The sequence below is a fragment of the Maribacter sp. genome, assembly GCF_039968975.1.
In the GTDB taxonomy this organism is placed as follows: Bacteria; Bacteroidota; Bacteroidia; order Flavobacteriales; family Flavobacteriaceae; genus Maribacter.
This window is the reverse complement of record NZ_JBDVOT010000242.1, coordinates 1-13268: the sequence shown is the minus strand read 5'-3', so window position 1 is coordinate 13268 and position 13268 is coordinate 1. Positions and strand designations below refer to the sequence as shown.

The window sequence follows — 13268 nt, the reverse complement described above, 5'->3', positions numbered from 1 at the left end:
GAAGCGATAATTTAGAAATTGCCGATAGACGTGCTAAAGCTGGTGACTGAGATGGTGCAGTAGAATTATGGAATGTCGACTTAACCCATGTTAAAAGTAAAATAGTCGGTAGAGCGTATTATAATATGGCAATTAGTAATGAAATTAAGGGTAATCTTAATGCGGCTATAGACTTTGCGACTAAAGCTTACACAGATTACGAAAATAAGGACGCATTACGTTATGTCAATATTCTTAAAAGAAGAGTAGTTAATCAATAGGAGTTAAACCGTCAGCTATCTAAATAGATTTTAACTTACAGCTGCCTTATAAGTCTCTAAACATCTTTCTCTAGCCATTTTATGATCTACCATTTTTTCTGGGTATTTATCTGTACCATATTCTGAAATCCATTCTTTGATATACTTTTTACCCTTGTCGAATTTATCTACTTGTGTCATAGGATTGAATATTCTAAAATATGGGGCAGCATCTACGCCGCTGCCTGCAGCCCATTGCCAGTTTCCAACATTAGAGCTCAACTCATAATCTAAAAGCTTTTCGGCAAAATAGGTTTCTCCCCAGCGCCAGTCTATTAGTAAATGCTTGCAAAGAAAGCTAGCTACCAACATTCTAACACGATTGTGCATGTAACCGGTTTCGTTTAATTGGCGCATACCGGCATCTACTAAGAGATACCCCGTTTCTCCATTTTTCCATTTTTCAAACTCATCTTCATTATTTCGCCATTCTATGCGGTCATATTTGGCTCTAAAAGCATTGTCTACAGTATGCGGAAAGTGATATAGAATAGTCATAAAAAACTCTCGCCATATTAATTCGCTCCAGAAAACTTTATTGTCTTCTGCGATAGCTTTTTTCATCATTTTACGAACGGATACAGTACCAAATCTTAAATGGGGTCCTAATCTTGAAGTACCGCTTTCTTTAGCGGGAAAATTACGGGTATCTTCATAATTATCTATTAGGGTAGGGGTTACGTCATATTCAGGTACCTCTATTTTAGACTTCTCAAAACCGATGTCACTTAATGATAAATTTGGTAGACGTGAATTTTTAATAAGGTTGGATAAGTATTGACTAGTGTAATGTATTTCTAAATCTTTGTCCGCATTAAATTGTTCTTGCCACTTATTTTTATAAGGTGTGTAAACCACATATGGTTCTCCATCTCCCTTTACTATTTCAGATTTTTCAAAAATTACCTGGTCTTTAAATGTTTTAAAAGAAATATCTTTTTTGGATAAAAAAGAAGCTATTTTTTCATCACGCTCTTTGGCATATGGTTCGTAGTCCCTATTGGTATAAATAGACATTACCTTATACTCTACAGTTAGATTTTTTATTACATCTAATGGTTTCCCATGAAACATTGCCAATGAACTATCATTTTCATTTTGTAGCTGCGTTCGCATGTGCTGTAACGTCTCATGAATGAAGGTAAGCCTTGCGTCGTCTTTCGGTAATTTGGCAAGAATTTCTTTGTCAAAAATGAAAATAGGCAATACCGGGTAGTCTCCTTTTAAAGCTTCAAGAAAACCAACATTATCGTCTAATCTTAAATCTCTTCTAAACCAAAATATAGATACTTCTTTCGACATTTAGTTGATGTTTAAAGTTGATAGTCCACCATCTACACCAATTATCTGCCCCGTCATCCAAGTGCTTTTTTCGGTTAAAAGAAAAACAGCTGCATTGGCAATATCCTCTGCGTTTCCTACTCTTTTTAATGGGTGTCGTTCACTCATCATTTCCCGTTTTTTATCATTGTTTAAAAGTCTTTTTGCCAATGGTGTATCAACTAAAGAAGGAGCAACCACGTTGACCCTTACTTTTGGTGCATACTCTGCAGCCAATGATTTGGCAAAGCCTTCAATAGCACCTTTTGCAGCAGAAACACTTGTATGAAACGGCATTCCGGTACCCACCGCAATAGTACTGAAAAAGACCATACTTGAACCTTCGTTCATTTTTGAAATAATTTCTTTGACCACTTTTATCATAGAAAAGAAATTAAGTTCCATATCATCTTTTATGGTGTCTAAAGACATCATTTTAAAAGGTTTTAAATTTATGCTGCCTGGGCAATACACAAATCCATCCAGTTTTTCTGGTAAAACGGAAACATCTAATTCATCCGTAGTAACATCAAAAGGTATATGCGTAATATTTTCATGTTGCAAATCTTCTTCTGAACGAGATGCTACAAAAAGATGATGTGTGCTTTGTAATTCTTTAACTATTGAAAGCCCTATACCATGAGAGCCACCAATTAATAATATGTTTTTCATTTAAAATGATTTAAGTTGAAGTTGATTTGGTATGGAATCAACCGTACCAAAAAGTTCTATTAATTTTTGCTCACGAAATTTAAATATTTCCATCAGCTGTTTTTTGACAATTATAGGATGTGCTATTTGACCCAATAGTCCTAAAGGGATTTTATAATCTATAATATCTTCCATAATAACACCTTCATCAATTTCTTTAATAAAGTGTTTATGGTGCCACAGTGCGTAAGGTCCAAACCTTTGCTCGTCAACAAAGTAATTACCTTTATCCACGTGCGTAATTTCTGTTACCCACTTGGTAGTATAACCAGGAAAAGGAGATACTTTATATTGAATAATTTGACCAGGAAACATTTCTCTATCTGCACCATCTAAAATATTGAAACCCATATGTTCAGGAGTAATTACCTTCAGATTAGCAGGGTCAGATAAAAACTTCCATGCTACTTCTTTGGTAATGGGCAATGCTTGTTTAGAATGTAATTGATATAGTTTCATAAATAGAATAATGAAAATGCTTCTTCAAGCATATGTCTAACAATATTCAAAAATAGTTAAACAATTTTAAAAATGATTTGTTATTAGCTTAAAAATTAACTTTATCGATTAAATTGAATTTAGGTCACTTAAATACAGTTGATTAACTTTATTCTAGTTTATTTTGCAACAATGAGACATTTTAGTCAACAGTTTTGGTCTGTATTACTTTTCATTTGCTCGTTTTCTTTAGCCGCGCAAGAGAATGTACAAACTGTTGGCGATTTACCGGATGATGTATTTGAAACATCTGGTCTACTATATTTTAATGGTAATCTAATAACTCATAATGATTCTGGTAATGAAGCTGTATTATATGAGATAGATTTACAATCACTTTCAATTATTAGAAGGGTAATTATCAGTAACGTTACCAATATTGATTGGGAAGCTATATCACAAGATGATGAATATATCTATATAGGTGATTTTGGCAATAATGTGGGGACTAGAAAAGATTTGGCGGTTCATAGAATTTTAAAAGAAGATTTTTTAAATGCTAATACGGTGTCTGCTGAAACCATTAATTTCTCTTATGAAGACCAACAGGATTTCGAAAATTCTGGAAATAGTGATTGGGATGCAGAAGCATTTTTTGTGATTGACGATCGTTTAGTGGTCTTGACCAAACAATGGAAGTCTTTAGGGTCAGTTGCTTATGAGTTTTCAAAATTGCCGGGCACATATGTAGCAAGTAGGGTAGGCGCAATAGATGATGTAGGGCTAATTACAGATGCAACTTATGATACGGAGTCCAATAGATTAGTGGTAATTGGTTATTCTTCTATTCTAAGTCCGTTTGTTGGTGTTGTGGAGCATTTAAATTTTAATGCTGTTTTTGAAGGGTACGTGCAAAAATCATTAGGACTTAACTTTATTCAAGCAGAAGGATTAACCCAGACTAGTACAGAAAATTACTATTTCTCTTCGGAGTATTATTCTAGGCAAACGCCTACTATTGAGTCACCTTCAAGATTGTTTTCTTTTCAGATACCGACTATAGAAGAAGAACCTACAGAACCAGAGGAACCTGAAAACCCTCAGGAACCAGAGAATCCAGAAGATCCAGAGGTGCCTGATGCTCCAGAGGAACCTGATGCTCCAGAGGAACCTGAGAATCCTGCTGAACCTGAAATTCCAGAAGAATCTGATAATCCTGAAGATCCAATATTACCTGTATTTCCTGAAAATACCGATCAAGAAGATGAATTGATTATATATAGAGATAATGTTTCTAGTCGCTATTATTACGCTATAACAACTGATAAAACAGTTTTTGGACAGGTGATTTATGACGTAACTGGTAAAGAAGTATGGCAAAATACCGGAGATATAGGTAAGAAAGGAATCATATCTAATCATTTGGAATCTTCTATTTACTATTTGGCTTTATTTTTAGAAGATGGTGTAGTAGCTACTTCTTTTGCTGTTTATTAGTATTTAAGAAATTGTTAACATTTCTACCCCTCCTTTATAATTAGTTTTGCTAGAAATAACTAATCAGTAAAACAATCATGAACAAAGTAGTACTCTTTTTATTAGCAATTGTTGCTTCCTTAACTGTTGAGGCACAAATAAATACACCTGCACCAAGTCCGGCTGCAAAAATTATGCAAACTGTAGGTTTAACAGAAGTAAGCATTGACTACTCTAGACCTTCTATGAGAGGTAGAAAAGTGTTTGGCAACTTAGTGCCTTTTGATAAATTATGGAGAACTGGGGCAAATGGTTATACCTTGGTAACTTTTGATGCTGACGTAACTATTGCGGGTAAGGAAGTAAAAGCGGGAACGTATTCTATTTTTACTAAACCAGGAGCTTCTAATTGGGAAGTTTTTATTTATACCGATACCGTAGGTGGTGGTACACCAAGTAACTGGGAAGAGAGCAAAGTAGTAGCTAAGTTATCTGTACCGGTCTATAACATTGAAATGCCTGTTGAAACTTTTACGATTACTTTTGATGATGTAACAAGTAATGGTGCAAACATTGGTATCATTTGGGAAAACACATATGTTGCAATTCCTTTTACTGTTGATACCGATACTACTGTAATGGGTAGTATTGATAAAACTTTGAACGGACCATCTGCAGGTGATTACTATGCAGCTGCAGTGTACTATGCTAGCGAAGGAAAAGATATCAATAAAGCAAAAGAGTGGATGGACAAAGCTATGTCCATGACGGAAAAACCAGCATTTTGGCAACTAAGACAACAATCTTTGATTTTAGCCAAAGCAGGTGATAAAAAAGGAGCAATTGAAGCTGCTAAGAAGTCATTAGTAAGCGCCACTGAAGCTGGTAACAATGATTATATTAAAATGAACAATGATTCTATTAAAGAGTGGAGTTCTAAATAAGTAGTATTCTTATAAGATAAAAAAGTCCGAGTTGTAAAATTCGGACTTTTTTTATGGTAATTTTTATTCGAACATTTTTACTCCGTCATCTATTGCTAAATGGTAATATTCGGCATCAATATCGGTGTGTTCTTTATATTGTTTTAGCATAGATTTTATACTTGTATCCAGCTTTTCTGTTTTCACGAGATTAATTGTACAAGCTCCAAATCCGCCTCCCATCATTCTAGAACCTAAAACACTATCTAAGCTTTCACCGATTTTGACCAATATATCTAATTCAGCTGTGGTAATTTCATACTGTTTAGACATTGCCCAGTGACCTTCTTTTAAAATAGCACCAATAGCATTTGCATCGCCATCCGTTAGAGCCTTTATCATTTTACGTACACGATTATTTTCTTCGATTATATACTTGGCACGTTGAGCATCAATAGCATTCACATCATTTTTAACTGTAGATAGATTTTCTTTGGTCACATCTCTTAAAGATGTTATCTCAGGTCTATATTTTTGAACTTGCTTTACTATGTTTTTGCAAGAAACACGTCTTTTATTGTACTCAGAGTCTACTGCTAAATTATGCTTGATGTTAGAATTCACCAAAACCCAGCTATAACCCTCTAAGTTAATAGGAATGTAACTGTAACTTAGGTCTTTGCAATCTAAGAAAAAGGCATTACCTTTTTTGCCAAAGAGTACGGCGTATTGATCCATTAAACCACAATTTAAACCTATTCTATGTTCTGCTTCTTGTGCAATTAATGCAATAGCTTCATTTGAGATTTCTTTATCTGATACTTTAGTAATTGCGTATATAAAACCACAGCATAATGCTGCAGAAGATGAGAGTCCTGATCCAATAGGGATATCTCCACCAAAGACGCAATCCATTCCTTTCAGAGGATATTCTTTTTCAATAAGTATTTCTATAATTGCCTTAAAGTAGTTGCCCCAAAACGATTTAAATATGTTATGCTTACCATTTAACTGAAAGACAATTTTCTCTGGCTGTGTTAAAAAGGTTTCAATTTGAATACTGTCTTTATGATTACTTGATACTGCAAAATAAATTCCTTTTTCAATAGAAGCGGGTAGTACTAAACCTTCATTATAATCAGTATGTTCCCAATAAGATTAATTCGTCCAGGGCCTTTTATAATAGTAGGCTTATTGGCATAATTTTCTATAAAATAAGACTCTATCTCTCTAAGTATCATTTATGATTGTGTGGTATTCTTAACTGGTTGCTAGTGGTTTTTTCAGCATTCGATCAAAGGCTTCAAATATAAATGATATTACAATTACCAAAGCTGCACCGAAAAAATTAAGCCATAAATATCCTAATTTTTCCTGACCTGAAGGATAAATGTGAATTAAGTAATAATAGATTATGCATATGATAATCTGAGTTATTACCGCAGCGAAGAAAACAGCATTTCCTTTTATGAATTTAAAGAAAAAAGCGATTAAGAATATACCTAAAACATTGCCGTAGAAGATACTACCAATGATATTTACTAATTGTATTAAATTATCAAATAAGTTTGCCACACAGGCTATTAATATGGCGACAATTCCCCAAATTAACGTGAAAAATTTTGATGCTTTTACATAGTGTTCTTCAGATAAGTTTTCTGTTTTTCTATTTCTCTTGTAGAGGTCTAATGCAGTTATAGTGCCCAATGCATTTAATTCTGAAGCTGTTGATGACATTGCTGCAGATAAAATAACCGCTAATAATAAACCGACTAAACCAGTAGGTAGGTTGTTAAGGATAAAGTGGATGAATACGTAATCTTTATCATTGGTTTCAACGGAATCATTTGCCTGTTTTATTAAAGATTTGGCAGCAATACGATTAGTGCTATCTTTATGATTGATACGTATGATTTGTTTTTTAGCCTCTTCAACAGCGGTAAATTCTTTTATTTCTAATGCAGCAGAAAATTTATTTTGAGCAATTCTTTTTTCTGCTTCTAATGCAATTTGACCTTCTTGAAGTAGCTTATAATCTTCAGCGTAACTAGACTCCATCACCGCTTGTGTTGCAGACGGATTGAAGTTTAAAGGTGATGGATTGTATTGATAGAATACAAAAACCATTACACCTACTAAAAGAATAAAAAATTGCATTGGTATTTTTAGGACAGCATTGAAGATTAGACCAAGCTGACTTTCTCTTACGGATTTACCAGATAAATAACGCTGCACTTGACTTTGATCTGTACCAAAGTATGCCAAAAACAGGAAAAGTCCACCAGTAATACCGCTCCAAAATGTATATCTGCTAGATGTATCTAAATCAAAATTTAAAATTTCTAATTTGTTGCTAGCGCCTGCAATTTTCATTGCTTTGCTAAAAGTTATATCAGATGGTAAATAGCCTAATATGAAAAAGAATGTGATGAACATACCCGTCATAATAATGAACATTTGCTGTTTTTGCGTAACACTAACAGCTTTGGTGCCACCAGATACGGTGTATATTATCACTAAAGAACCAAGTATGATGTTTAAAGTGCGTAAATCCCATCCAAGAACTGCAGATAGAATAATTGAAGGTGCAAAAATAGTAATACCTGCTGCTAGTCCTCTTTGTATCAAAAATAAGACAGCCGCTAAAGAACGGGTTTTAAGGTCAAATCTACCTTCTAGAAATTCATAGGCGGTGTAAACCTTCATTTTATGGTAAAGTGGAACAAATACCATACAAATGATGATCATTGCCAAGGGTAGTCCAAAATAGAATTGAACAAAGCCCATACCATCATGAAATGCTTGGCCTGGAGTAGATAAAAAAGTAATGGCACTGGCTTGGGTGGCCATAACGGACAGACCAATTGTCCACCATTTAGATTCGCTGCCGCCACGCACGTAGTCATCTACATTTTTACTTCCTTTAGTTTTCCATACTCCGTACGCAACGATGAAAAGAAGTGTGCCAGCAAGAATAATCCAATCTAATCCTTCCATATTAATTGAATGAAGTCATTACGTAAAAGAAAATAAGAACATATATGAGATTTAGCACCAATACAATGCTATACTCTTTTTTCCAAGTTTTATTTTCATCTCGTTCTTTACTCATCCTTTGATTTTGGCTTTCGTTTCTACTTTATCTTTTCCAACGGATAGCATGTTTGAGAACAATTTATATGCACCTGGAACGCCCACTGGTAATTCTCTAAAAAAGCTCAGTCCGGTATAAATATAGTTTCCCTTTCCGTAAGGGGCAATTAATAGGCTTCCTTTTGTTGATTCTTCTCCTTCATCGTGCATTTCTAAAACAGGTGTGAATTTTTCACTCCATTTATTAGGAAAATATAGCCCTCTCTCTTGCACCCAACCATTAAAATCACTTTCGTCAATTTCGTTAGGAAAATGTACAAGCGAATTATCTTTTGCGATTATCTTTACATCAGAATTTTCATTGGTTACACGGTCTCTAGAGATTTCAAGGTCATAAGGAGCAATATTTTCAAATTGAGCGCCCCATCTACTAGCTGTGTTATATTGTACAACTACCGTACCGCCATTTTTTGCATAATCTAATATAAAGCGTTGCTTAAATTTTAGCTCATCTACTACATTATAAGCTCTTATCCCTAAAACAACTGCGTCATATTTTTTTAGCGATTCTTCTGTAATAGTTGAAGGATCAATGAGTTGAACATTATAGCCAATTTGTTCTAAACTTGTAGGTAATTCATCACCTGCACCCATTATGTAACCAATGTTTTCGCCTGCCTTTTGAATATTTAAGCGCACAACCTTGGTTTCTGAAGGTAACAGTACCGTTTGTGTAGGTACATGGTCATAGGCTATATTTACAAGTTCTTTGGTTATTTCTTTACCGTTTAATTTAATAATGGGAGAGATGCTACTTTCATTTTCAGTGGCTGGTGGTGTCAATGTAAAGTAAACGGTTTGTTCATCACCTTTTTTAGCAATTGAAAACTGTTGTGATTTATTATCTATTTGCCATCCTTTACCATATTTTAACTCTATTGTACCAGAAATACTGTCTTTATGTGCCTTAACGGTAACTGGTATTTTCTTTTGTGATGCATTAGCAAAAATTAAAACTTTATCTGTAAAATTTGCGGTAGCCTCTGGTATGACTTCAAAAGGTTGATATATTTCTCCTTTATCCGGTTTAGCATATTTGTAAACAACCGGTTTTGTAAAAGGAATGGATACTCCATTTATAGCCAAATTAAATGTTGCATTAAAAGCTCTTGGAGTTTCTGGTTTACCAATTAAATCTGAATTCTTAACAGTATATGTGCCTAAAGTTCCTTTTTCCATCAACCAGTAAGGGCTTGTGAAATTTGTGGAAACCGGAATATCTAAATCAATTTTCTTTTCTAATAATTGATTGTTCTTTAAGACACTATTTTCAATATTCGTATTCTGCTCATTAAGAAATACTGATTTAAGTTCAACCTTAATATCACTTCTGTTCAATGCTTGAATTTGAACATCAACATTTTGACCTGGGTTTGTAAATGAAGTTTTTGTAAAAGCTTCTAAGTGTAATCCTGATATTGCTGAAATAATGGTGGTTAATTGCGTGGTTTTTAAATTCTTCCAATGTTCATCAGTAACATTTTGCAATAACTGATATGCTTCTAACAATTTTGGTAAATGAACTGTTGGATTTTTAAAATTGAAATTCTCTTGTACATCATAAAGAATATCGCCAATAGCCTTTCCTCCATCAATTCTATTCCAAGTAGTATCTATGCCATCAAAAGGATCAGATTTGTCTTTTGGTAAATCGCCTTTTAATAATTCTATATATTCATCTTCTGAACCTCTTGAGGTTAGTCTTCCAAAACCTTGGCAAAGATGTTGACTGCTTGCCAATGAGGCAATTTCATTGTTAGACTTGCCTAAAATAGGGTAGTAGGTGCCTACATCCATATGCAGAAGATTAGTTTTATCCGCCGCTTTAAATTTTTCTTGACTACCGTAAAACCACCAAGAGGTATTAAAAAATAGTCTTCTTGGTTGCCATGTGCTGGTGGATGATAATTGTTCTGGAAAAGCTTTTGTGTCATTGGCAAGGTCAAAGGCTTCAAAACTCAGCATTGCCGAAGATGTATGGTGACCATGGGTGGTACCTGGAGTTCTGTGATCAAATCTATTGATGATGACATCTGGTTTAAACTTGCGTATAGTTCTTACAACATCAGCAAGAATGTCTTCTTTATCCCAGATTTTTAAGGTTTCGCTGGGTAGTTTGGAATATCCAAAATCATTTGCGCGGCTAAAAAATTGTTCACCACCGTCAACGCGTCTTGCAGCAAGTAACTCTTGCGTTCGTAATACTCCCAAAAGCTCACGTAATTCCGGTCCAATTAAATTTTGTCCACCATCACCTCTGGTTAAAGATAAATAACCTGTTCTAGCTTTGACATCATTTGCCAAATAAGCGATTAAACGTGTGTTTTCATCATCTGGGTGTGCTGCAATGTAAAGTGCTGTTCCAAGAAAATTCAGTTTTTCGATGGAGTGATAAATATCTGTGGAAGAACTATTTTTAGGGTTTTGGGCTTTGAGGGTGCTGAGTACAAAAAGACTACAGGTTAGAAACCCTAATAAATAACGCATTTTATGTTGGTTTTGGTAGTAATTCCAAATATAATAAGATTAGGTACTAAGCATACTTGTTTTTACGACTTCTTTAACAAAATCATGTGGTTTGTTCTTCTTGTTCTTCAGCACTTATAAACTCACCTTGTTGATAGGTAGATATCAGAATAACTCCTTTTTGAAGTAAAAGGTTATTAGGGTAGGTCAAAATTTCACCGTTACTTCTTCTTAAATGAAGGTGAAAGGCTCTAATATCCTCAATTACGAATTTGTCTAAATCTGTATTATTTGGGTCTAATAATTCTTTGTCCAAAATACGTATGGTATTGCCAATTTTGAATGGAAAAGAAAAGAAAATAATAACGCCTGCGGTTATATTACTTAAAATGGACCATTGAGCAAACAACGCCACGCCTATAACTGCAAATACAGAAGATAGCATTACTCCTAAATCTTGATAATTTACACTCCAAACCAATGTAAGCGCCACTATGGTAATTACAGTCAAAGCGATATTTACAAACTTGATTATCAGGTTGGTTCTAACCGGATTGAAATCGCTTATTTTACTGACCTTTCTTACAGCAGTAGTAAACAAAAATTTTAATACAAGAATAACAATTAAGGTAATGAGACTGTAGATAAGCTCATTATGATGTTCAGCAATAAATTCTTTCATATTATAACCCTAAACTATCGCGTAAAGATAAATCCTTATTGGATTTTTGCTGCCAATAGGGTGTTGTAATCCTGTTAATTCTTGTGGCTTTTGAAGTCAGTATTTTTTTATTAGCACCATAGCCATCATGGAAAGTGTCTGTCCAGCTTTCTATTAAATACGGAAATTTGTCTTCAAAATTGATTTTTAATGTGCGTTCTAATTCTGGGTAATTGATTTCATAGGTCTTTGTACCATTTGCTTCAGTTAACGAAGTAATAGCTTTGTAAGCCTTAAATTCTTTATGGGTTAATCGTATAAATTCTAAAGATGGAATCATTGTAATCTCACCCGTTGGTAAGTCAGACGGGTCAATTCTTACTTTATTCCATATTTCGTTTTCAAGATGCGCTTTGTCCAAATGATACTGTTTGTCACCTTCAGATTCAAAATAAGAATGGCTCATGATTTCAAAATCATCTTTATTGTTTAACTGAGCATAAACATGACCACACCATTCTTGAGATGAAAAAGATAATTTAAGAGCATGTTGATTATCGTGTACAGGATAAAAACTGCTTGTCATTATAGAGTAGGGGTATATACCTGTGATATAGTTTTTAGTAGAATTGAGTTTTAAAACAGGAATATTACTCTTGTTGCTATTATCAGCTTTTACTTGAGCATCTGGTAAAAAAGGTTCTGTAACATATATCATCATAGCTGTACCTTCTCTCATTTCACCATATCTAGCTTGTTCTAGTTTATATGAGGTGATTTCTGCTGTGCCATTGTACCAATAATCTTTAAACTCTTGCGAGAGCTGTTTTTTAGGAACTTCCTCATTTAAAGGAATGTTTGCCATGGCTAAAGTATTGCTATTAGTATTTGTTTGCTCTTTGCAGCTGGTCAAAAATATTGCTACTACGAAAATGCTGTAAACTATAGTTTTTAACTTTAATAGTTTCATACTTGTCATGGGTTTTAATATACTATGTTACCAATTGAGATAAGGTTTTGTACACAAGTTGTGTTGGTAAGCCAACAACGTTGGTATACAAACCTTTAATTTCTTCTATTCCTATAAGTCCAATCCATTCTTGAATGCCGTATGCACCTGCTTTATCGTACGGTTGATATTCTTTTATATAATGAAAAATTTCTTCTTCCGATAAATTTTTGAACTTAACTTCAGTAATTGAATGTTGTACAATCTGTCGTTCAGTTGTGGTGAAACATACAGATGAAATTACTTGATGCCAATCTCCCGATAGTTTTTTGAGCATTTCTTCAGCTTCTGAGCTATCTTCTGCCTTGGCTAAAGATTCATTGTTATGCCATACAACTGTATCAGATGTAATAAGAATATCGTTTGACTGTAACTCGCGTAAAAATACTTCTGCCTTTAATTTTGCCAGGTAATCTGATATTTCAGCTCCTTTTAATTCAGGAGGATAAATTTCATCAACAGATTTTATTCTTACTTCAAAGTCAAGCTCCATTTCCTTAAAGAACTGATGCCTTCTTGGAGAGCCAGATGCTAATATTAAATGGTAATCTTTTAATTTGTTCTTCAACATTTATTAATCGTTTGCGGCACTAAAGTGACTGGTCCAATCTCCACGTACTTTTAATACTTGTTCTATAACATCACGTACACAACCATTACCTCCATTAATGTGAGAGATATACTGGCTTACACTTTTTACTTCGGCTACTGCGTTTTGTGGACATGTAGCTAAAGCTACTGCTTTCATTGGTGGAATATCTGGTATGTCGTCGCCCATATACAATATGTTCTCTGGTTCAATATGATTAATT

The 13268-nt window shown here is 34.1% G+C and carries 10 protein-coding genes and 3 pseudogenes; 3 read left to right on the top strand and 10 right to left on the bottom strand.

The window, feature by feature from the left end:
* Positions 1-62: 62 nt before the first annotated feature.
* Positions 63-260: pseudogene (locus tag ABJI11_RS16820) on the top strand (hypothetical protein); the annotation flags it as partial.
* Positions 261-290: 30 nt separating this feature from the next.
* Here the strand turns inward: ABJI11_RS16820 and ABJI11_RS16815 are convergent.
* Genes ABJI11_RS16815 through ABJI11_RS16805 form a run of 3 tightly spaced genes read right to left on the bottom strand, consistent with a single transcriptional unit; the run spans position 291 to position 2789 of the window.
* A complete protein-coding gene (locus ABJI11_RS16815) occupies positions 291-1601 on the bottom strand; it encodes a deoxyribodipyrimidine photo-lyase (RefSeq protein ID WP_348354833.1) in 1311 nt (436 codons plus the stop codon).
* On the bottom strand, positions 1602-2291 hold the full coding sequence (locus ABJI11_RS16810; RefSeq protein WP_348354830.1) for an SDR family oxidoreductase: 690 nt from the start codon (positions 2289-2291) through the stop codon (positions 1602-1604).
* Entirely contained in the window at positions 2292-2789 is a 498-nt protein-coding gene (locus tag ABJI11_RS16805; RefSeq protein ID WP_348354827.1) for an SRPBCC family protein, read from the bottom strand.
* Positions 2790-2960: 171 nt separating this feature from the next.
* On the opposite strand from ABJI11_RS16805, the gene ABJI11_RS16800 reads away from it, so the two are divergent.
* Both ABJI11_RS16800 and ABJI11_RS16795 read left to right on the top strand, forming a co-directional pair.
* Positions 2961-4265, top strand: a complete 1305-nt coding sequence (locus tag ABJI11_RS16800) for a hypothetical protein (RefSeq protein WP_348354824.1) — start codon at positions 2961-2963, stop codon at positions 4263-4265.
* A 77-nt stretch (positions 4266-4342) separates the two neighbouring features.
* Positions 4343-5188 carry a DUF2911 domain-containing protein gene (locus tag ABJI11_RS16795; protein ID WP_348354821.1) on the top strand — a complete coding sequence of 282 codons (846 nt, stop codon included), beginning with the start codon at positions 4343-4345 and terminating at the stop codon, positions 5186-5188.
* Between the two features lie 63 nt (positions 5189-5251).
* On the opposite strand, the pseudogene galK reads toward ABJI11_RS16795, so the two are convergent.
* The 7 genes and pseudogenes from galK to ABJI11_RS16760 all read right to left on the bottom strand — a co-directional run.
* Positions 5252-6307 (bottom strand): annotated as a pseudogene (gene galK / locus ABJI11_RS16790) (galactokinase); the annotation flags it as partial.
* Between the two features lie 120 nt (positions 6308-6427).
* Positions 6428-8164: a sodium:solute symporter gene (locus ABJI11_RS16785; RefSeq protein WP_348354819.1), complete on the bottom strand. Its 1737-nt coding sequence runs from the start codon at positions 8162-8164 to the stop codon at positions 6428-6430.
* 111 nt (positions 8165-8275) lie between these two features.
* Entirely contained in the window at positions 8276-10807 is a 2532-nt protein-coding gene (locus ABJI11_RS16780; RefSeq protein WP_348354816.1) for a PIG-L family deacetylase, read from the bottom strand.
* 82 nt (positions 10808-10889) lie between these two features.
* The gene (locus tag ABJI11_RS16775) at positions 10890-11468 is read right to left on the bottom strand and encodes a mechanosensitive ion channel domain-containing protein (RefSeq protein WP_348354813.1); all 579 of its coding nucleotides are present in this window, start codon (positions 11466-11468) and stop codon (positions 10890-10892) included.
* 1 nt (position 11469) lies between these two features.
* A complete protein-coding gene (locus ABJI11_RS16770; protein WP_348354810.1) occupies positions 11470-12417 on the bottom strand; it encodes a septum formation inhibitor Maf in 948 nt (315 codons plus the stop codon).
* Between the two features lie 22 nt (positions 12418-12439).
* On the bottom strand, positions 12440-13027 hold the full coding sequence (locus ABJI11_RS16765) for a Maf family nucleotide pyrophosphatase (protein WP_348354807.1): 588 nt from the start codon (positions 13025-13027) through the stop codon (positions 12440-12442).
* Between the two features lie 3 nt (positions 13028-13030).
* Positions 13031-13268 (bottom strand): annotated as a pseudogene (locus ABJI11_RS16760) (3-deoxy-D-manno-octulosonate 8-phosphate phosphatase); the annotation flags it as partial.

Coding starts and splice junctions, on each gene's coding strand:
- ABJI11_RS16810 (WP_348354830.1), bottom strand. CDS start 2,291: ATGAAAAACATATTATTAATTGGTGGCTCTCATGGTATAGGGCTTTCA.
- ABJI11_RS16775 (WP_348354813.1), bottom strand. CDS start 11,468: ATGAAAGAATTTATTGCTGAACATCATAATGAGCTTATCTACAGTCTC.
- ABJI11_RS16805 (WP_348354827.1), bottom strand. CDS start 2,789: ATGAAACTATATCAATTACATTCTAAACAAGCATTGCCCATTACCAAA.
- ABJI11_RS16770 (WP_348354810.1), bottom strand. CDS start 12,417: ATGAAACTATTAAAGTTAAAAACTATAGTTTACAGCATTTTCGTAGTA.
- ABJI11_RS16795 (WP_348354821.1), top strand. CDS start 4,343: ATGAACAAAGTAGTACTCTTTTTATTAGCAATTGTTGCTTCCTTAACT.
- ABJI11_RS16765 (WP_348354807.1), bottom strand. CDS start 13,027: ATGTTGAAGAACAAATTAAAAGATTACCATTTAATATTAGCATCTGGC.
- ABJI11_RS16800 (WP_348354824.1), top strand. CDS start 2,961: ATGAGACATTTTAGTCAACAGTTTTGGTCTGTATTACTTTTCATTTGC.
- ABJI11_RS16785 (WP_348354819.1), bottom strand. CDS start 8,164: ATGGAAGGATTAGATTGGATTATTCTTGCTGGCACACTTCTTTTCATC.
- ABJI11_RS16815 (WP_348354833.1), bottom strand. CDS start 1,601: ATGTCGAAAGAAGTATCTATATTTTGGTTTAGAAGAGATTTAAGATTA.
- ABJI11_RS16780 (WP_348354816.1), bottom strand. CDS start 10,807: ATGCGTTATTTATTAGGGTTTCTAACCTGTAGTCTTTTTGTACTCAGC.